The 17,547-nt window shown below is 58.9% G+C and carries 19 protein-coding genes; 14 read left to right on the plus strand and 5 right to left on the minus strand.

Annotated features, from left to right (window positions below; genetic code table 11):
• The 8 genes from merR to ACTORR_RS13640 all read left to right on the plus strand — a co-directional run bounded on the left by merR (position 1) and on the right by ACTORR_RS13640 (position 7,554).
• On the plus strand, positions 1-435 hold the full coding sequence (gene merR, locus ACTORR_RS13605) for an Hg(II)-responsive transcriptional regulator (protein WP_000429838.1): 435 nt from the start codon (positions 1-3) through the stop codon (positions 433-435).
• A gap of 270 nt (positions 436-705) precedes the next feature.
• The gene (gene istA, locus ACTORR_RS13610; RefSeq protein ID WP_024012635.1) at positions 706-2,205 is read left to right on the plus strand and encodes an IS21-like element ISPst3 family transposase; all 1,500 of its coding nucleotides are present in this window, start codon (positions 706-708) and stop codon (positions 2,203-2,205) included.
• Complete coding sequence (istB, locus tag ACTORR_RS13615; RefSeq protein ID WP_010454871.1) at positions 2,198-3,001, plus strand: IS21-like element ISPst3 family helper ATPase IstB; 804 nt, start codon at positions 2,198-2,200, stop codon at positions 2,999-3,001. The genes istA and istB overlap by 8 nt, the downstream gene beginning before the upstream one ends.
• 354 nt (positions 3,002-3,355) lie before the next feature.
• On the plus strand, positions 3,356-4,477 hold the full coding sequence (locus ACTORR_RS13620) for an ISAs1-like element ISPa60 family transposase (protein ID WP_010455375.1): 1,122 nt from the start codon (positions 3,356-3,358) through the stop codon (positions 4,475-4,477).
• A gap of 282 nt (positions 4,478-4,759) precedes the next feature.
• Positions 4,760-5,203 carry a peptide-methionine (R)-S-oxide reductase MsrB gene (msrB, locus tag ACTORR_RS13625; RefSeq protein WP_003464965.1) on the plus strand — a complete coding sequence of 148 codons (444 nt, stop codon included), beginning with the start codon at positions 4,760-4,762 and terminating at the stop codon, positions 5,201-5,203.
• A gap of 1 nt (position 5,204) precedes the next feature.
• A complete protein-coding gene (gene msrA, locus ACTORR_RS13630) occupies positions 5,205-5,744 on the plus strand; it encodes a peptide-methionine (S)-S-oxide reductase MsrA (RefSeq protein ID WP_003464967.1) in 540 nt (179 codons plus the stop codon).
• Positions 5,745-5,884: 140 nt separating this feature from the next.
• Complete coding sequence (locus tag ACTORR_RS13635; protein WP_003464969.1) at positions 5,885-6,589, plus strand: glutathione S-transferase N-terminal domain-containing protein; 705 nt, start codon at positions 5,885-5,887, stop codon at positions 6,587-6,589.
• Positions 6,586-7,554: a magnesium and cobalt transport protein CorA gene (locus tag ACTORR_RS13640; protein ID WP_003464971.1), complete on the plus strand. Its 969-nt coding sequence runs from the start codon at positions 6,586-6,588 to the stop codon at positions 7,552-7,554. The genes ACTORR_RS13635 and ACTORR_RS13640 overlap by 4 nt, the downstream gene beginning before the upstream one ends.
• A gap of 204 nt (positions 7,555-7,758) precedes the next feature.
• Here the strand turns inward: ACTORR_RS13640 and ACTORR_RS13645 are convergent, their stop codons facing one another.
• Entirely contained in the window at positions 7,759-7,926 is a 168-nt protein-coding gene (locus ACTORR_RS13645; RefSeq protein WP_016487060.1) for a hypothetical protein, read from the minus strand.
• Positions 7,927-8,001: 75 nt separating this feature from the next.
• Between ACTORR_RS13645 and ACTORR_RS13650 the strand changes: the two genes are divergently transcribed.
• From ACTORR_RS13650 to ACTORR_RS13660, 3 genes are all read left to right on the plus strand, one after another.
• On the plus strand, positions 8,002-9,015 hold the full coding sequence (locus tag ACTORR_RS13650) for a zinc-binding alcohol dehydrogenase family protein (protein ID WP_002118279.1): 1,014 nt from the start codon (positions 8,002-8,004) through the stop codon (positions 9,013-9,015).
• A gap of 72 nt (positions 9,016-9,087) precedes the next feature.
• On the plus strand, positions 9,088-9,519 hold the full coding sequence (locus tag ACTORR_RS13655) for a GlcG/HbpS family heme-binding protein (RefSeq protein WP_005006001.1): 432 nt from the start codon (positions 9,088-9,090) through the stop codon (positions 9,517-9,519).
• A gap of 58 nt (positions 9,520-9,577) precedes the next feature.
• Positions 9,578-9,871 carry a DUF1330 domain-containing protein gene (locus tag ACTORR_RS13660; RefSeq protein ID WP_010591688.1) on the plus strand — a complete coding sequence of 98 codons (294 nt, stop codon included), beginning with the start codon at positions 9,578-9,580 and terminating at the stop codon, positions 9,869-9,871.
• Between the two features lie 325 nt (positions 9,872-10,196).
• Here ACTORR_RS13660 and ACTORR_RS13665 read toward each other — a convergent pair whose 3' ends face one another.
• A complete protein-coding gene (locus ACTORR_RS13665) occupies positions 10,197-10,667 on the minus strand; it encodes a TlpA family protein disulfide reductase (RefSeq protein ID WP_003464979.1) in 471 nt (156 codons plus the stop codon).
• Between the two features lie 422 nt (positions 10,668-11,089).
• Between ACTORR_RS13665 and ACTORR_RS13670 the strand changes: the two genes are divergently transcribed.
• Together ACTORR_RS13670 and ACTORR_RS13675 are read left to right on the plus strand one after the other, a co-directional pair.
• Positions 11,090-11,737, plus strand: a complete 648-nt coding sequence (locus ACTORR_RS13670) for a sulfite oxidase-like oxidoreductase (RefSeq protein ID WP_002118288.1) — start codon at positions 11,090-11,092, stop codon at positions 11,735-11,737.
• Positions 11,730-12,131, plus strand: a complete 402-nt coding sequence (locus ACTORR_RS13675) for an FAD-binding oxidoreductase (RefSeq protein ID WP_441343676.1) — start codon at positions 11,730-11,732, stop codon at positions 12,129-12,131. The genes ACTORR_RS13670 and ACTORR_RS13675 overlap by 8 nt, the downstream gene beginning before the upstream one ends.
• Before the next feature lie 69 nt (positions 12,132-12,200).
• Here ACTORR_RS13675 and ACTORR_RS13680 read toward each other — a convergent pair whose 3' ends face one another.
• The 3 genes from ACTORR_RS13680 to ACTORR_RS13690 form a co-directional block, all read right to left on the minus strand.
• Positions 12,201-13,037 carry an aminoglycoside O-phosphotransferase APH(6)-Id gene (locus ACTORR_RS13680; RefSeq protein WP_000480968.1) on the minus strand — a complete coding sequence of 279 codons (837 nt, stop codon included), beginning with the start codon at positions 13,035-13,037 and terminating at the stop codon, positions 12,201-12,203.
• A complete protein-coding gene (aph(3'')-Ib, locus tag ACTORR_RS13685) occupies positions 13,037-13,840 on the minus strand; it encodes an aminoglycoside O-phosphotransferase APH(3'')-Ib (RefSeq protein ID WP_001082319.1) in 804 nt (267 codons plus the stop codon). Before aph(3'')-Ib ends, ACTORR_RS13680 begins: the two co-directional genes overlap by 1 nt.
• 65 nt (positions 13,841-13,905) lie before the next feature.
• Positions 13,906-14,520, minus strand: coding sequence for a recombinase family protein (locus ACTORR_RS13690; RefSeq protein ID WP_000904906.1), 615 nt, complete (start codon positions 14,518-14,520; stop codon positions 13,906-13,908).
• Between the two features lie 125 nt (positions 14,521-14,645).
• On the opposite strand from ACTORR_RS13690, the gene ACTORR_RS13695 reads away from it, so the two are divergent.
• Complete coding sequence (locus tag ACTORR_RS13695; RefSeq protein WP_441343677.1) at positions 14,646-17,531, plus strand: Tn3 family transposase; 2,886 nt, start codon at positions 14,646-14,648, stop codon at positions 17,529-17,531.
• Positions 17,532-17,547: the final 16 nt, after the last annotated feature.

Raw genomic sequence — 17,547 nt, forward strand, 5'->3', positions numbered from 1 at the left:
ATGGAAAACAATTTGGAGAACCTGACCATTGGCGTTTTCGCCAGGACGGCCGGGGTCAATGTGGAGACCATCCGGTTCTATCAGCGCAAGGGCTTGCTCCCGGAACCGGACAAGCCTTACGGCAGCATTCGCCGCTATGGCGAGACGGATGTAACGCGGGTGCGCTTCGTGAAATCAGCCCAGCGGTTGGGCTTCAGCCTGGATGAGATCGCCGAGCTGCTGCGGCTGGAGGATGGCACCCATTGCGAGGAAGCCAGCAGCCTGGCCGAGCACAAGCTCAAGGACGTGCGCGAGAGGATGGCTGACCTGGCGCGCATGGAGGCCGTGCTGTCTGATTTGGTGTGCGCCTGCCATGCGCGGAAGGGGAACGTTTCCTGCCCGCTGATTGCGTCACTGCAAGGGAAGAAAGAACCGCGCAGTGCGGACGCGGTGTAGCCCGAGGGAACTACGCCTTAGCGTGCTTTATTTTCCGTTTTCTGAGGCGACTCCAACGTCAGAAAAGACCGTGCGGTCGACTTTTGATATTTCGTGCTGTCGCCTTCTGAAAGTGACACCAAGGCCCCGCAACGCGGGGCTTTTTTTGTCTCAAATGTTGCCGCTGACCGAAAACTGACCCAGTAGAGGCTGTTCTGCCGACTGAAAACTGACCCAGGTGTTCAACTGCTTCTGCTCAATTTTTGAGCAGGAGAACACAGGGTGATCAGTATGGAAATGATGGGCAAAATTCGCCGGATGTATTTCCGCGACAAGCTGTCGCTGCATGAGATAGCCAAGCGCACCGGGTTGGCGCGCAACACGATTCGCAAGTGGGTCAGAGCACCTGAGGCCAAGCCGCCGGTCTACCAACGCCGCGCGATCTTCAACAAACTCAGCCCTTTTCACGCCACGCTGGAGCAGGCGCTAAAAGCCGATTCGCTGCGGCCCAAGCAACAGCGGCGCAGTGCCAAGGCGCTGTTGGCGCAAATCAAAGCCGAAGGTTATGACGGTGGCTACAGCCAGCTCACCGCGTTTATCCGTGCCTGGCGAGGGGGACAGGGCAAGGCGTCGCAGGCCTTTGTGCCGCTGACCTTTGCTCTTGGCGAGGCGTTTCAGTTTGACTGGAGCGAGGAAGGCTTGCTGGTCGGCGGCATTTACCGGCGTATGCAGGTGGCACATCTGAAGCTGTGTGCCAGCCGTGCGTTCTGGCTTGTGGCGTATCCGAGCCAGGGCCATGAGATGTTATTTGACGCCCATACACGCTCGTTCGGCTCCTTGGGCGGCGTGCCGCGCCGGGGCATCTACGACAACATGAAGACCGCCGTCGACAAGGTCAATAAGGGCAAAGGCCGGGCGGTGAATGCGCGCTTTGCGGTGATGTGCGCGCATTACCTGTTCGATCCGGACTTCTGCAACGTCGCCGCTGGTTGGGAAAAGGGCATCGTTGAAAAGAACGTGCAAGACAGCCGCAGGCGTATCTGGCTAGACGCCCAGGACTGCCAGTTTCACTCCTTCGAGGAACTCAATGCCTGGCTGGGCCAGCGCTGCCGCGCGCTTTGGAACGAGCTGACGCACCCTCAATACAGCGGGCTGAGTGTGGCCGAAGTGCTGGAGTTGGAGCGCGCTGAACTGATGCCTGTGCCAGCGCCATTCGACGGTTACGTCGAGCGGCCTGCGCGGGTCTCCAGCACCTGCCTGGTCAGCGTCGGGCGCAACCGCTACTCGGTGCCGTGTGAGTATGCGGGTAAGTGGGTCAGCAGCCGTTTGTATCCGACGCGAATCGAGGTGGTGGCTGACGACGCGCTGATCGCCAGCCATGTCCGCTTGCTGGATCGCGACCAGGTCAGCTATGACTGGCAGCACTACCTCCCGCTGATCGAACGCAAGCCCGGTGCGCTGCGCAACGGCGCGCCCTTTGCTGATCTGCCGGCGCCGCTGCGTCAGCTTAAGCACGGTCTGGGGCGTCATGCCGGCGGTGACCGGATCATGGCGCAAGTTCTGGCTGCCGTACCGGTCGCCGGGCTCGATGCGGTGCTGGTGGCTGTTGAGCTGGTACTGGAAAGCGGCAGCCTGAGCGCCGAACACATCCTCAATGTCGTGGCGCGCCTGGCCGCGACCGAACCACCACCCAGCGTCGAAACCCACTTGTCGCTCAAGGAAGCCCCCGTCGCTAACACGGCGCGCTACGACCGCCTGCGTGGCCAGACCGAGGAGATCGGTCATGCGTGATTTGATGGCGGAACTCAAGGAGCTGCGCCTGCACGGCATGGCCACGGCCTGGGCGGAGTTGACTGCGCAGGGTGAGTCGAACACAGCCTCGTCCAAGTGGCTGCTCGAACACCTGCTGGAACAAGAGCACACAGATCGCGCCATGCGCTCGGTGAGCCACCAGATGAACATGGCCAAGCTGCCGATGCACCGCGACCTGGCCGGCTTCGACTTCAGCGCCTCCAGCGCAGACGCTCGTTTGATCAGCGAACTGGCCAGTCTGGCCTTTACCGACACCGCGCAGAACGTGGTGCTGATCGGTGGGCCTGGCACCGGTAAAACCCACCTGGCCACTGCGCTGGCCGTGTCCGGCATCACCCGGCACGGCAAGCGCGTGCGCTTCTACTCCACGGTCGATCTGGTCAATCTGCTGGAGCGCGAAAAGCACGACGGCAAAGCCGGGCGGATCGCCCAAGCTCTGCTGCGCATGGATCTGGTCATCCTCGACGAACTGGGTTATCTGCCCTTCAGCCAGGCCGGCGGTGCGTTGCTGTTTCACCTGCTATCCAAGCTGTACGAACACACCAGCGTGGTGATCACCACCAACCTGAGCTTCGCCGAATGGTCGAGCGTGTTCGGCGACGCCAAGATGACCACCGCCCTGCTGGATCGGCTGACCCACCACTGCCACATCGTCGAAACCGGTAACGAGTCCTATCGCCTGCAACACAGTAGCTTGGCGGCCCAGGCCAAGATCAAATCACGGGAGCGAAAGCGTAAGGGCGGCCAGGAACCGGAGGACGATGAGCCGTTCTGATTTCATGGCGACGACGGCCTGCTACATGGCTGCGTGTGGCAGGTCTTAAACAACTGAACTGGGCTAGCGAAGGAGTGGGGGCAACAGCAGCTGCGCTGGTAGACTTATCCACAGTTGCTGGTAACAAAATCAGCAATCCGCCCTGGGTCAAATTTCAATCGGCAGGGTGGGTCAATTTTCCATCAGCGCCAACACACTAAGCAACCATCAGAAAATTTTGACTGTACGCCAAAAAATTCGCATCTACCAGCATCTAAACAGGCGTTGCAGGGCAATCGCATGAACGCCTGCCGATTTGAATGAGTCCTTTCCCAGCGGGCATCCTGAGCGCCTCTCTACTCAGGATGCCCTGCAATGTCGCATCACATACCAATCTCCGATGTTCTGGTCGCCATCAATGATCCCCGTCAGCAGGGCAAGATTCGTCACGACCTGGTCGAAACACTGGTCGTGGCTATCTGCGGCGTGCTTGCCGGCGCTGACACCTTCATCGAAATCGAACTCTGGGCTGAGCAGCGGCTGGACTGGTTCCGCCGTATTCTGAAACTACCCCACGGCATTCCCTCACACGACACCTTTGGACGGCTATTCAGCCTGATCGATCCAGAGGAGTTCGAGCAGGCCTTCCGCTGTTGGGTTGCGGCGATCCTACCGGCCCTTTCTCCGCAAGTGGTTGCCCTAGACGGCAAGACCAGTCGCCGCTCCGGCAAGAAAAACACGGCCCCGTTGCACCTGGTCAGCGCTTTTGCGGCTGATTCAGGGCTGATTCTCGGGCAGAGGGCGACCTCCCAGAAGTCCAACGAGAAGACCGCCATTCCTGAGCTGCTGGCCACACTGGCGCTTGAGGGCTGCACCGTGACGATCGATGCCATGGGTACCCAGCCGGACATTGCACAGGCCATTCTCGATCGCGGGGCGCACTATCTGCTGGCCATCAAGGGAAACCAGCCGAAGCTGGCCGAAGCGATCGATGACTTCGCTGACACCTTTTTGGACGGCGATCCTGCCCGGGTACCCCATGCGCACTTCGAGCATGTCGAGAAGGACCATGGCCGGCTGGAGGTTCGTCGCTGCCATGTTTTCGACCAACTCCAGTGCCTGCCACAGCCAGAACGCTGGCCAGGACTGCGCACTTTCGTGATGCTGGAGTCCGAGCGGACTGTGGGCAACCAGACCAGCCTGGAGCGCCGTTACTACATCAGCAGTCTTGCTCCGGATGCAGAGCGCATCGCACATGCCATCAGGGCGCACTGGGGCGTGGAGAACCGCGTCCACTGGTGCATGGATGTCATTTTTGGTGACGATCAGATGCGGATCCGAACCGGGCATGCTGCCCACAACATGGCCGTTCTCAAGCAACTTACATTGAATTTGATCCGGTTGGATCCGGTCAAGCGCAAGGGTGGCATCAAGGCACGAAGGCTGATTGCTGCAACCTCTGATGATTATCGGGCTGAACTATTAGGTCTCAGGTGAGCTTCATGCGATTGCCTTGACAGGCGTTGTTGATTATCATAAAACACTGACACTGTATTATATAATCGTGCTTTTGTGTTATTTTTTTAATATTTACTGATTACGTACTTGCTTAACCACTCAGTTGCGCTAGAACTAATAGACGCGAAATTTAAATCTCTAATTTTCCAACACTTAGTAAAACCTCGTTTGCCATCCCACTACCATTGTAGGAGCAAATCAGGAGACATAAAAAATTAGCGGTAGCGTGCCTGGCCCTCTAGATAAGTATTGGAGACTGTAATGAAGTTTGAAAAGTCACAGACAGCAATCGACCACCTGACTCCCGAGCAACACCGAATTACCCAGGAGGCGGGCACCGAAAGGCCCTTCACGGGCGAGTACAACGACAACAAGGAGCCTGGCATCTACGTCGACATAGTGTCGGGAGAGCCACTGTTCGCTTCGACGGACAAGTTCGATTCGGGTACTGGCTGGCCCAGCTTCACCAAGCCGATCGTTTCGGCAAACGTGAACGAGGTGCGGGACAGCGCACACGGCATGGTCCGGACGGAGGTCAGGTCAGTACACGCAGACAGTCATCTCGGCCATGTGTTCCCCGATGGTCCTTCCGACCGCGGCGGTCTGCGGTACTGCATCAACTCAGCGTCCCTTCGCTTCATCCCGCGCGACGAGATGGAGTCCGAGGGATACGGTGAATATCTCGATCAAGTAGAGGAGGCTTAACATGCATCAGCGCGCTGTTCTCGCAGGAGGATGTTTCTGGGGCATGCAGGATCTGATCCGCAAGCGGCCCGGCATCATCTCGACCCGTGTGGGTTACACGGGCGGCGATATTCCGAACGCCACGTATCGTAATCACGGCACGCATGCCGAGGGGATCGAGATTGTCTTCGACCCGACAGTGACGAGCTACCGGAACATCCTGGAATTCTTCTTCCAGATCCACGATCCGACGACGCTGAACCGCCAGGGCAATGATCGTGGGCTCTCCTACCGGTCGGGCATCTATTATGTCGACGAGGAGCAGAAGCGCGTCGCCGAGGATACGATCGCCGATGTGGATGCCTCGGGGCTGTGGGATGGCAAAGTGGTGACCGAGGTCCAGCCGGTCGGCGAGTTCTGGGAGGCCGAGCCCGATCACCAGGATTATCTGGAGAAGCGCCCGGGCGGCTACACCTGCCACTTCGTCCGTCCCGGCTGGGTGCTTCCGAAGCGCCAAAAGGTTGACGACGTACAGCCAGCGGCCGGGACCGCGGCGGAATAGGCTTCACTGCCGTTGCCACTGCGCCGATCCGGTCCGCAATCTTCGTGACCGCGTCGTTCAGCGACGCGGTCATCGAACCCTACTTCAGAGTGACGGCTCGTTCCAGTCAGTCGCCATCGCAACACCAGGATCGCAAATTTATGCCAGACCTCTCGTCCTTTCCGATCACGCAGCGCTGGCCGGCATCTCATCCCGATCGCCTGCAACTCTACGCAGCCCCTACGCCCAATGGCGTCAAGGTCTCGATCATGCTTGAGGAGACTGGCCTGGCGTACGAGCCCCACCTGATCGACATCTCGAACAACGAGTCGAAGGATCCGGCGTTCGTGTCGCTGAACCCGAACGGACGCATACCGGCGATCATCGATCCGGCTGGCCCTGACGGTAGACCCATCGCCTTATGGGAATCCGGTGCGATCCTCCTCTATCTGGCCGACAAGACGGGTCAGTTCATCTCCACCGAACCAGGCCAGCGTTACGAGACCCTAGCGTGGGTGTTCTTTCAGATGTCGGCCATCGGGCCGATGTTCGGTCAGCTCGGCTTCTTCCTGCGATTTGGCGGCAAGGACTATGAGGACAAGCGGCCGCAACAGCGCTTTATCGACGAATCCACGCGTCTGCTGGGGATTCTGGATCGCCGGCTGGAAGGCCGCGACTGGATCGTCGACGACTATTCGATCGCGGACATCGCGACGCTCGGCTGGGTGAATGCGCTGGTGGAATTCTACGCTGCGGGTGACATCCTTGGCCTCAGCAGCTTTTCGAACGTCCGCGCATGGCTTGGACGCGGGCTGGCTCGACCGGCCGTCCAGCGTGGCCTCCACATTCCCGCGAGGCCAGCATGAGCATCATCGCCGCCTATTATTACAACGAAGGCAAGCGAGTTCGCGAAATCGCGCTCGATGAGCACGTCAAGTTGGGCGAGAGTCGCTCGGGCTTCTGCTGGATCGCGCTTAGCGAACCCACCCCCGAGGAACTACTCGCGATCCAAAGGACATATAATCTTCATCCGTTGGCGATCGACAACGCGATGCACCCGCTGTGCCCGCCCAAGCTCGAGGTCTACAACGATGAGTTGTACGTCGTCGCGCAGACCGCCGAGCTGGTCGGCGACCGGATCAGCTACGGCAAGATGGCGATCTTCACCGGTCACAATCACCTTATCACCGTGCGGCACGGCAATGCCGGAGCGCTGGGCAAACTTCGGGAGCAACTCGAGGCATCGCCGACGCAGTTCGGCAAGGGTGTCGACTATGTGCTGCACGCGATCTTGCATCGCGTGGTCGACCAGTATCTGCCCATCTTCGAAATGATCGAGGACGACGTCCTGGCGATGGAGCGACGGTCGCTGCACGATTTCCTCGGGCCAGAAGAGGTGGCGCGAATCTTCGAACTAAGGTCCGAACTCACGCGGTTCCAGCGCACGCTCGGGGCTATGGCCGAGCTGGTGCGAAAGCTCGTTCGCGGCCACTTTCCCTGCATCAGCGCCGAAATGACACCATATTTCCACGACGTCGCGGACCATGTCCACCGCGTGCAGTCCATGGTCGACGGCCTCCTGCTTGTCCTGTCCACGGTCTTTGAGGCCAGCAGCCTTCTTGAAGCGCAAAGGACGGGGGTGATCACCCGCCAGCTGGCGGCTTGGGCGGCAATACTGGCAGTCCCGACGGCGATCGCTGGAATATACGGCATGAACTTTAAGCACATGCCGGAGCTGGACACGGCCTACGGATACTTTGTCGTGCTCGGAGTGATAGCGATATCGTGCGTTTTCCTATTTGTGCGCTTCAAGAAGGCTAAGTGGCTGTGAATACTGCCCATCGTTTTCTTCGCCGTCATCTGACGGTTACAGCGGGCCTTATACGGAAGCTTGTCCAATCCAACTCAAGATGAAGGTGCGTCCATGACATAGCAGCTGACCGACGCTCTACAAGCAGTTCAGTCCTTCATCGCCAAGGGCTAAGACCGCGAATAGCGCGTCAAGGACAGCAATCTCGTCGATCTCGAGCCAGGATCAACCATCGGTCCGTGCGGCATCTGCGTCGACGCGGCGTTTCGCCTCGGAAGCGGTGATGATGGCGATAACGCCTCCACCCTCTACGCGATCACCGATCCGGCGACCGAGCATAAGGGCCTGTTGATCGACGTGTTCGATGAAATCTGCTACCGCGACCCAGTTCAAGAGTCGGGACCTCAATGTAGAAGAAGTTGACTAACGAGCATTCGCGTCATCCGATCAAGCAAGCTGGAGACATTTATGAAAGCCATTGGTTACAAGGTTCCGGGACCCATCGCCGCGGATGCCGCGCTGGTCGACATCAATCTGCCTCGGCCTGTCGCTGCAGGATACGATATCCTGGTTGAGGTGAAGGCCGTCTCGGTCAACCCGGTCGACTACAAGGTCCGCAACAGCACGCCGCCGGCAGATGGCGATTGGAAGGTGCTGGGATGGGATGCCGCCGGGATTGTGCGCGAGGTCGGCCCCGACGTCACGCAGTTCGAGTTAGGCGACGAGGTCTATTATGCCGGATCGATCACACGGCCCGGTACCAATGCGGAGTTCCATCTCGTCGACGCCCGGATTGTCGGTCACAAACCTGCGTCGCTCTCCTGGGCGGAAGCGGCGGCGCTGCCGCTGACGACGTTGACGGCCTGGGAGGCGATGTTCGACCGCCTGGACGTGGCGAAGCCCGTACCCGGTGCGGCGGAGGCGATCCTCATCATCGGTGGCGCGGGCGGGGTTGGGTCGATCGCCGTCCAGATCGCGCGACAGCGCACGGACCTCACCGTCATCGCCACAGCCTCTCGACCGGAAACCCAAGAGTGGGTAAGAGGGCTTGGAGCTCACCACGTCATCGACCATTCTCGTCCGCTCGCGCCACAGATCGCCGAACTCGGCATCGGTGCTCCCGCTTTCGTCTTTTCGACCACACATACCGAGCAACATGTCGCCGACATCGCCGAACTGATCGCCCCACAAGGACGGTTCGGACTGATCGACGATCCCAAGGCATTCGATATCATGGTTTTCAAGCGCAAGGCGGTGTCGATCCACCACGAGCTGATGTTCACGCGGTCGATCTACGGCACGCCCGACATGAATGAGCAGGGCGAGATTCTGGATGCGATGGCAGCGCTGGTTGACGACGGCAAAATCCGCACGACGCTGACCCGGCGACTGTCGCCGATCAATGCCGCCAATCTGAAGACGGTGCATGCACTGATCGAAAGTGGCGCGGCTAAAGGCAAGATCGTCCTCGAAGGCTTCTAACGACCGCGATCGCCAAACATCTTGTCCAACCTCAAAAAGCCGAACGGGTTATGCCCCAGCGATGAGAATCCCATGACCAAATCTATTGCCACCGCCTCGATCAACCGCGAAACCGCAGTCGCCCTCATCGACGCGGCGCTCGCTGCGGCCCGTGCCATCGGCATCCCGGCTGCCGTCGCCGTCGTCGACGCCACCGGTAACCTGCGCGCGTTCGAGCGCACCGACGATGCGCCGTTCCTTACCGTCGATGTTGCCATCGACAAGGCCTGGAGTTCCGCCTCGTTTGGGTTCCCGACCCATGTCTGGAACGACTATGTGACCAACGATCCAAAAGTGGCGCCGCTAGCCTATCGCCCTCGGATGGTCGCTGTCGGCGGCGGTTATCCGATTCTGGAGGATGGGAAGTTGATCGGCGGCATAGGCATCTCCGGAGGCAACTATCAGCAGGATCAGGATGCGTGCGTCGAGGCACTCATGAAAATCGGGTTCCAGTTGCCAGCCTGACGACTGTGAGGCCATCACCGGTGGTAATGGCCAACAGATCCAACCTTTGAGAGGCCTAATGATGGAAGCGTTCGTCGTCTTTACGCGGGAAGAAACCAGCGACCCACATGCACTCGCAACCTATTCTGCAGGCGTCGGACCATCGTTCGATGGTCACGACGTTACCTTTCTCGCCGCTTATGGCGCGATCCAGCATTTGGAGGGGCCGCCCATCGAAGGGGCCGTAATCTTGCGTTTCCCGACGATGCAGGCCGCTCGCGACTGGTATGACAGTCCCGCCTACCAAACCATCGCTGCTCAACGCTTTGCCGGTTCCCGTTACCGCGCCTTTATCATTGAAGGGCGGCGGTGACATACCGACAGAAGCACTTCGGCGCTGACCACGAGGTATCGGCGTGTGAACTCGCATCTTGGGAATCTGTGGGGGGGACCAAGACAGCGGCGCTAGGGGCTCATATCGTCGATCGGATCAGAGAGTTGCTCGGCGAGAATGGGTTATCTATTGCCGAGCTGACGGAGCGGAGCCGCCCTCTCCCAACGGATTGATTCAATCGTTGACGCTCCTCCTATCCGGATCCGGGTTTTCGCACGCTGATCAACAGAGTTACAGCGCGCAACGCCTGTAGTGGGCATCAGGGGATGGGTGGCAATCAGGATGATTGCCCACCTTCCAACGATTAACCTTGCTCAAGTTGCTTCACTAGTCGCTCCGCGTCGAGATGGAAGTCCGAGAAAACAATGCTACCGCCAGCGTCGATAACCGTAAACCACGGAGTTCCTCGTGTGCGGTAGTCTTCCATGAAGGTTGGAAACGGCGAGCCGGTCGGTTGCTCGTCGTGACCGAAAACGATAGGAAGCTCATACTTGAGCTGGTTCACGCGCAACTTCTCGAAGGTATTCTCATGCGTTCCTTCGAAGACGGTCTGGATCACTGCGAACCCCACGTCTTTTGAGCTCAACGCTGCATGCAACTTTTGTAGCGTCGGAAACCCATGCAAATGGCAACCTTGGCACCAATGCTGGAAGGCAAACAAGATTTTCGGGCCGGGCCCGATATCTGACAGTTTGAACGGCGCGATACTTTCCCCATCTTTGCCAATCCATTTTTGCACCCGCAGCTCAGGCGCTTGTCGTTCGATCTCGTTCATCTGATCCTCCAACCCCGATACAGAAGCTTAGTGGATGATCGCGCGTCGCGACGGTGCGCGAACGTCCGACCTTATTTTCCCTATTTCCTGAAGCCAGAATAGATCAGATCGACATTTCGTCCTTAATATACTCAAGCTGCCGGCGAGCGCGAACTGGGCAACCATGCGCTGGTGAGCCTTGAGCTTTGCACGCTGCCCATCCGTTTGAGAGCGAACCTGCAACTTCCGCTCCGCATACCGCAGATCAGCGTACGCAGCCTTGGGGTTATCTACCCTATAGCCATTGGGTATTGGGAATCATGCTGGCCTGACGCTATGTTCGATACGCGATTTTTTACGATGATAGAGCATCTGTATCTGATTTTTAGTCGATTGGCTTATTCGGCGGATGTGCGGGCAAATGCTTTACGCAGAGTACTGAAATGAAGGCCGGCTTCGGTCTGCCGTATCGAGCAAGAGGGGTCACTATGGTCACCAGAGGTTTCACCGGTCGCGGTTCAGGCGACCAGTCCGATCGGATTCCGCCAGGTCAGCATCTGGTGGAGGATTTCCCTGTTCTGTCGGCCGGCCCTACGCCGAGGGTAGAGCCCTCCGACTGGAAATTCACAGTCAAAATTGGTCCGAAGCCCGTCAAAACGTGGAATTGGGGCGAATTCAACACTCTACCAAAGACCCAGGTGACAAAGGATATTCACTGCGTCACCTCTTGGTCCAAACTGGATACCGTTTGGGAGGGTGTACTCATTGAAGACATCCTTGCAGATGCAGAGCTTGATCGGCCTACCGATTTCGTCTTGGCGCACTGCTACGATAATTATTCGACAAACGTCCCTCTGACGGATCTGCTTTCCGGGAAAGCGATGGTCGCCCTCAGTTATGCGGGCAAGCCACTTTCCCGCGATCATGGGGGGCCGGCGCGTCTTCTAGTGCCGCACCTTTACTTCTGGAAATCCGCCAAATGGGTGAATGCGCTGCAATTCACGACGCGTGACGAGGCCGGCTTTTGGGAGCTGCACGGCTATCACATCTACGGCGATCCGTGGCGCGAACAACGATACACCCATGACTGAAAACGAAGCGCAAGTCCGTTCGTGGCAATCATGCGTGATCGACGACATCATCCAGCAAACACCGAGTATCAAGAGCTTCTTCCTTCGGTTGAGCAAGCCGTTCGCGCACACCGCAGGTCAGCACGTCGATATCCGGCTGACCGCGCCCGACGGCTACAGTGCAATGCGCAGCTACTCGATCGCGTCATCGGCAGTTTCGACCCCGATCGTCGAGATAGCTATCGAGCGCATGCCGGATGCCGAAGTTTCGCCGTTTTTTCACGACATCGCGGCGATTGGTGACGAAATCGAAGTTCGCGGTCCGCTCGGTGGCCATTTCCTTTGGCCTGAGCCTGCCATAGATCCGGTTCTGTTGATGGGGTCGTTTGCGGGAGAGGGCGAAATCCTACGCTAAGGCTTTGGCCAACGATATTCTCCGGTAAGATTGATGTGTTCCCAGGGGATAGGAGAAGTCGCTTGATATCTAGTATGACGTCTGTCGCACCTGCTTGATCGCGGCCGCGATAGCTAGATCGCGTTGCTCCTCTTCTCCATCCGCGTTCCAAGCTGCGGAAAGGCACCCATAAGCGTACGCCTGGTCGAGCAGGCGACGCGGATCGACGTCCAGCGCACGAGAGAATGCGTCCGCCATCTGTGCAATGCGTCTAGGATCGAGACAAAGGTCGTCTCTGTCAGCCGGATCGTAGAACATATTGGCGGCGCCAAAGCCCACTTCACCGACCAGACCGACGGGATCTATCACCAGCCAGCCGCGACTGGAGAACATGATGTTTTCATGATGCAGATCGCCATGTAGCCCACGCAGTTCCGAGGCATTGCTCATCATTTGATCGGCTATAATCGCCGCGTGGACGTAGTCAGTTTGACAACCTGCGTTTTGATCATCGCGCGCCCGCTGAAACAAAGCTGCAAAGCGATCCCGGATCGGGAGAAGGGCAGAAGGCAGGGGTTCCTCAGATGCGGCATACAGCTTCGCCATTAGTTCCGCTGCAATTTCGGTCGCCTGGTAGTCGCCGTGCTCGGCAACGATGTGAGAGAGCATTCGCTCCCCGGCATATTCGAGCAACATCAGATTGTTCTCACGACCGAGCAACCGGACTGCTCCCCTCCCATTGCGCCATACCAGATAGTCGGCCCCGCGCAGTTCATCAGCAATGTCTTCTATAGGTTTCAATCCCTTGACGATTGCAGGAGTCCCGTCTGGCAATGAAACTTTCCAAACGAGGCTGGAAAAGGTGTCCGCAATGAGAACAGGTTGCGAAACGTGCCAATGAGCAGGAAAAACAGGCGGCATGAACATCAACCCCAAGTCAGAGGGTCCAATCGCAGATAGAAGGCAAGGCGTTCGCGGTCGGGGGCTTCGATCCCCAATACATTGAATAGGACAGCGAAGGCGCGCTCTGCTTCATCTGGCGCTGCCCAGTTCTCTTCGGCGTTAGCAATCATGAGTGCCAAATCGGCATAGCGATCTGCTGTTCCGAGCCGCCCAAGGTCGATCAGACCCGTGCATTGAAGAGTTTTAGGGTCCACCATGAAGTTCGGCATGCAGGGATCACCATGGCAAACAACCATATCGGTGCGCTCTTGGTCGAGCCGCACCGGTAGCTCTCGTTCGACACGAGCCAAAAGATCGAGCTGCGGCGTACTCTTGTCCTCGTCCGGTAAGAAGTCGGGATTGACGGCATTGCGGGACACCACATCAACGGCGCGTCCGAACATTCGCGACAGCCTGCGCTCAAACGGACATTGATCAACCGATAGGCTGTGAACAGCGCCAAGTTGCTGCCCCATTGACGGCCACGCTTTGAGCAAATCCGCTCCAGACAGATCAGCCGCCGGTACTCCCGGAATTGCCGTTATCACCAAGCATGCACCCTCCTGTTCCTCCTGCCAGTTGATCACCTCGGGGCAAGCCACACCTCGACCTTTGAGCCAAATGAGGCGGTCACGCTCTCCAGCGAGCTCACCGCGGCGGGAAGCAGGTGCGATTTTCGCGAAGGCATGCCCGTCACCACGTCGAAAAACAAAATCACCAGATTCTCCGCCTCTGACAGGCAACCAGTCAGAATGCGATTCACCAAAAAAAATATTAGTTCGATTCAATGGAGGTTCCTTCAGTTTTCTGATGAAGCGCGGAGGTGGCTCAACCTGCGAAAAGAAACGAGTTGCTACGTAAGTCCGAGAACATGCTTTCCATGGTCTCTGAGCTCGCCTTTGGGACCGACATATCGGTAGAGAGTGACGCGCTCGATGCCGAGTTCCTTGCAGAGATCGGAAACTGAAGTATCGCGCTGGGCCATGGCGGCTTGCGCGAGACGCACCTGAGCTTTGGTGAGCGCGAATTTTCGTCCGCCCTTGCGACCGCGCGCTCTCGCGGAGGCGAGACCCGCCATGGTGCGCTCTCGGATCAGATCCCGCTCGAACTCGGCCAAGGTGGCGAAGATTCCGAACACCATGCGACCGGACGCAGTCGTGGTGTCGATCTGAGCGCCCTTTCCAGTCAGAACCCGCAGGCCGATCTTGCGGTCTGACAGCTCCTTCACCGTGTTGACCAGATGGGCAAGCGATCGTCCGAGGCGATCGAGCTTCCAGACCACCAGCACATCGCCGTCACGCAATGACTTGAGGCAGGCAGTCAAGCCAGGGCGATCATCACGACCGCCGGAAGCAAGATCATCATAGATATTGTCCCGTTCGACACCTGCGGCGCGCAAGGCGTCGTGCTGCAGGTCGAGAGACTGCGAGCCATCGGCTTTGGAGACGCGGGCATATCCGATCAGCATGTATCACAAACGTTGGTTTGAGGCGGCGCTTCGGCCACGATTGCATTGACCTCTGGAAATGTATCTCAACCAGCTTCATAAACAAAGCGTCTTGAACGCTATCAGATTTTGAAAAAGGAACATGTATGCCGCGTCGCGTCACTCTAACCGATCGGCAGAAAGACGCGCTGTTGCGCTTGCCGACTTCACAGACGGATTTGCTCAAGCACTATACGCTGAGTGATGAAGACCTTGGGCATATCAGGCTGCGTCGGCGCGCTCACAACAGGTTCGGCTTCGCCCTGCAATTGTGTGTCCTGCGCTATCCCGGCCGGGTGCTGGCTCCAGGCGAACTGATCCCTGCAGAGGTCATCGAATTTATCGGAGCGCAGCTTGGCCTGGGTGCCGACGATCTCGTAGACTATGCTGCCCGCGAGGAAACACGGCACGAGCATCTTGCCGAGTTACGGGGGCTCTACGGCTTCCGCACCTTCTCCGGACGTGGTGCGAGCGAGCTGAAGGAATGGTTGTTCCGAGAAGCCGAGATGGCGGTGTCGAACGAGGATATCGCCCGTCGCTTCGTAGCCGAGTGCCGACGCACCCGCACTGTCCTTCCCGCGACATCCACGATCGAGCGGCTTTGTGCCGCGGCTCTCGTCGATGCCGAGCGACGCATCGAGACGAGGATCGCCAGTCGGCTGCCTATGTCGATCCGAGAACAGTTGCTGGCATTGCTCGAGGAGACGGCTGATGATCGGGTGACCCGTTTTGTGTGGCTGCGCCAGTTCGAGCCTGGCTCGAACTCTTCGTCGGCCAACCGGCTGCTCGACCGGCTCGAATATCTGCAACGCATCGATCTCCCCGAGGATCTGCTTGCCGGCGTTCCTGCCCATCGGGTGACTCGTCTGCGCAGGCAGGGTGAACGGTATTATGCCGACGGCATGCGCGATCTCCTGGAGGACAGGCGGCTTGCGATCTTGGCTGTTTGCGTCTCGGAATGGCAGGCGATGTTGGCCGACGCAGTGGTCGAAACCCACGACCGGATCGTCGGCCGTCTCTACCGTGCTTCGGAGCGTATTTGCCATGCAAAGGTCGCAGACGAAGCGGGGGTGGTGCGTGACACCCTGAAATCCTTCGCCGAGATCGGGGGCGCCCTGGTCGATGCACAGGATGATGGCCAGCCGCTGGGCGATGTCATCGCGAGTGGGTCAGGGTGGGACGGCTTAAAAACCCTTGTTGCAATGGCAACCAGGCTGACCGCCACCATGGCCGACGATCCGCTCAATCATGTGCTCGACGGTTATCACCGCTTCCGCCGATACGCTCCACGCATGTTGCGCCTGCTCGATCTGCGAGCTGCGCCCGTTGCACTGCCGCTTCTGGAAGCGGTGACGGCCCTTCGTACCGGTTTGAACGATGCCGCGATGACCAGCTTCTTGCGGCCCAGCTCGAAATGGCATCGCCACCTTCGGGCCCAGAGGGCTGGCGACGCTCGCCTATGGGAGATCGCGGTGCTGTTCCATCTGCGCGATGCGTTCCGCTCCGGAGATGTCTGGCTTACTAGGTCCCGGCGCTATGGCGATCTGAAACACGCACTCGTTCCGGCACAATCCATCGCGGAAGGCGGTCGTCTCGCTGTGCCATTGCGGCCGGAGGAATGGCTGGCAGACCGGCAAGCTCGCCTCGACATGCGGTTGCGCGAGCTTGGCCGTGCCGCTCGCGCAGGCACGATCCCGGGCGGGTCGATTGAAAACGGCGTTCTGCATATCGAGAAACTCGAAGCCGCCGCGCCGACAGGCGCCGAAGATCTGGTGCTCGATCTCTACAAGCAGATCCCGCCCACGCGCATCACCGATCTCCTGCTGGAGGTGGATGCGGCGACCGGCTTCACCGAAGCGTTCACCCATCTGCGCACAGGAGCACCCTGCGCTGACCGGATCGGGCTAATGAACGTTATCTTGGCGGAAGGGATCAACCTCGGCTTGCGCAAAATGGCGGATGCGACAAACACCCACACCTTCTGGGAATTGATCCGCATTGGACGGTGGCAGGTCGAGGGCGAAGCCTATGACCGGGCGCTGGCCATGGTGGTCGAGGCACAGGCAGCGTTACCCATGGCCCGGTTCTGGGGCATGGGCACGTCGGCTTCGAGCGACGGACAGTTCTTCGTCGCTACAGAGCAAGGTGAGGCCATGAACCTGGTCAACGCGAAATATGGCAATACCCCGGGCCTGAAAGCCTATAGCCACGTCTCCGACCAATATGCGCCGTTCGCAACCCAGGTGATTCCTGCAACGGCAAGCGAAGCGCCTTACATCCTCGATGGCCTGCTGATGAACGATGCTGGACGCCATATCCGCGAGCAGTTCACCGACACGGGCGGCTTCACCGATCACGTCTTTGCCGCATGTGCCATTCTCGGCTACCGGTTCGCTCCGCGCATCCGCGACCTGCCATCCAAACGGCTCTACGCGTTCAATCCGTCGGCCGCCCCGGCGCACCTGCGAGCGTTGATCGGCGGAAAGGTCAACCAAGCCATGATCGAGCGCAATTGGCCCGACATCCTGCGCATCGCCGCCACCATTGCTGCCGGGACCGTCGCGCCAAGCCAGATTCTGCGGAAACTCGCCTCCTATCCGCGGCAGAACGAGCTCGCGACAGCCCTGCGGGAAGTCGGTCGCGTCGAGCGCACCCTGTTCATGATCGACTGGATTCTGGATGCCGAACTCCAACGGCGTGCCCAGATCGGGCTCAACAAAGGCGAAGCTCATCATGCGCTGAAGCGGGCAATCAGCTTCCACCGCCGCGGTGAAATCCGCGACCGTTCCGCCGAAGGCCAGCATTACCGCATCGCCGGCATGAATCTGCTCGCCGCCATCATCATCTTCTGGAACACCATGAAGCTCGGCGAGGTCGTTGCAAACCAGAAACGCGATGGAAAGCTGCTATCGCCCGATCTCTTGGCCCATGTTTCGCCGCTCGGATGGGAACACATCAATCTCACCGGAGAATATCGCTGGCCAAAGCCTTAGCGTAGGATTCCGCCCC

Origin of the sequence: Pseudomonas sp. SAR267, from assembly GCF_052077595.1 — a bacterium.
In the GTDB taxonomy this organism is placed as follows: domain Bacteria; phylum Pseudomonadota; class Gammaproteobacteria; order Pseudomonadales; family Pseudomonadaceae; genus Aquipseudomonas; species Aquipseudomonas vlassakiae.

Bases quoted from the DNA above. Each gene is read 5' to 3' on its own strand.
- msrA (WP_003464967.1), top strand. From the start codon at position 5,205: ATGCATCAGCGCGCTGTTCTCGCAGGAGGATGTTTCTGGGGCATGCAG.
- ACTORR_RS13660 (WP_010591688.1), top strand. From the start codon at position 9,578: ATGATGGAAGCGTTCGTCGTCTTTACGCGGGAAGAAACCAGCGACCCA.
- ACTORR_RS13635 (WP_003464969.1), top strand. From the start codon at position 5,885: ATGCCAGACCTCTCGTCCTTTCCGATCACGCAGCGCTGGCCGGCATCT.
- istA (WP_024012635.1), top strand. From the start codon at position 706: ATGGAAATGATGGGCAAAATTCGCCGGATGTATTTCCGCGACAAGCTG.
- ACTORR_RS13670 (WP_002118288.1), top strand. From the start codon at position 11,090: ATGAAGGCCGGCTTCGGTCTGCCGTATCGAGCAAGAGGGGTCACTATG.
- ACTORR_RS13650 (WP_002118279.1), top strand. From the start codon at position 8,002: ATGAAAGCCATTGGTTACAAGGTTCCGGGACCCATCGCCGCGGATGCC.
- istB (WP_010454871.1), top strand. From the start codon at position 2,198: ATGCGTGATTTGATGGCGGAACTCAAGGAGCTGCGCCTGCACGGCATG.
- ACTORR_RS13690 (WP_000904906.1), bottom strand. From the start codon at position 14,520: ATGCTGATCGGATATGCCCGCGTCTCCAAAGCCGATGGCTCGCAGTCT.
- msrB (WP_003464965.1), top strand. From the start codon at position 4,760: ATGAAGTTTGAAAAGTCACAGACAGCAATCGACCACCTGACTCCCGAG.
- ACTORR_RS13620 (WP_010455375.1), top strand. From the start codon at position 3,356: ATGTCGCATCACATACCAATCTCCGATGTTCTGGTCGCCATCAATGAT.
- ACTORR_RS13675 (WP_441343676.1), top strand. From the start codon at position 11,730: ATGACTGAAAACGAAGCGCAAGTCCGTTCGTGGCAATCATGCGTGATC.
- ACTORR_RS13665 (WP_003464979.1), bottom strand. From the start codon at position 10,667: ATGAACGAGATCGAACGACAAGCGCCTGAGCTGCGGGTGCAAAAATGG.
- ACTORR_RS13695 (WP_441343677.1), top strand. From the start codon at position 14,646: ATGCCGCGTCGCGTCACTCTAACCGATCGGCAGAAAGACGCGCTGTTG.
- ACTORR_RS13640 (WP_003464971.1), top strand. From the start codon at position 6,586: ATGAGCATCATCGCCGCCTATTATTACAACGAAGGCAAGCGAGTTCGC.
- ACTORR_RS13655 (WP_005006001.1), top strand. From the start codon at position 9,088: ATGACCAAATCTATTGCCACCGCCTCGATCAACCGCGAAACCGCAGTC.
- ACTORR_RS13680 (WP_000480968.1), bottom strand. From the start codon at position 13,037: ATGTTCATGCCGCCTGTTTTTCCTGCTCATTGGCACGTTTCGCAACCT.
- merR (WP_000429838.1), top strand. From the start codon at position 1: ATGGAAAACAATTTGGAGAACCTGACCATTGGCGTTTTCGCCAGGACG.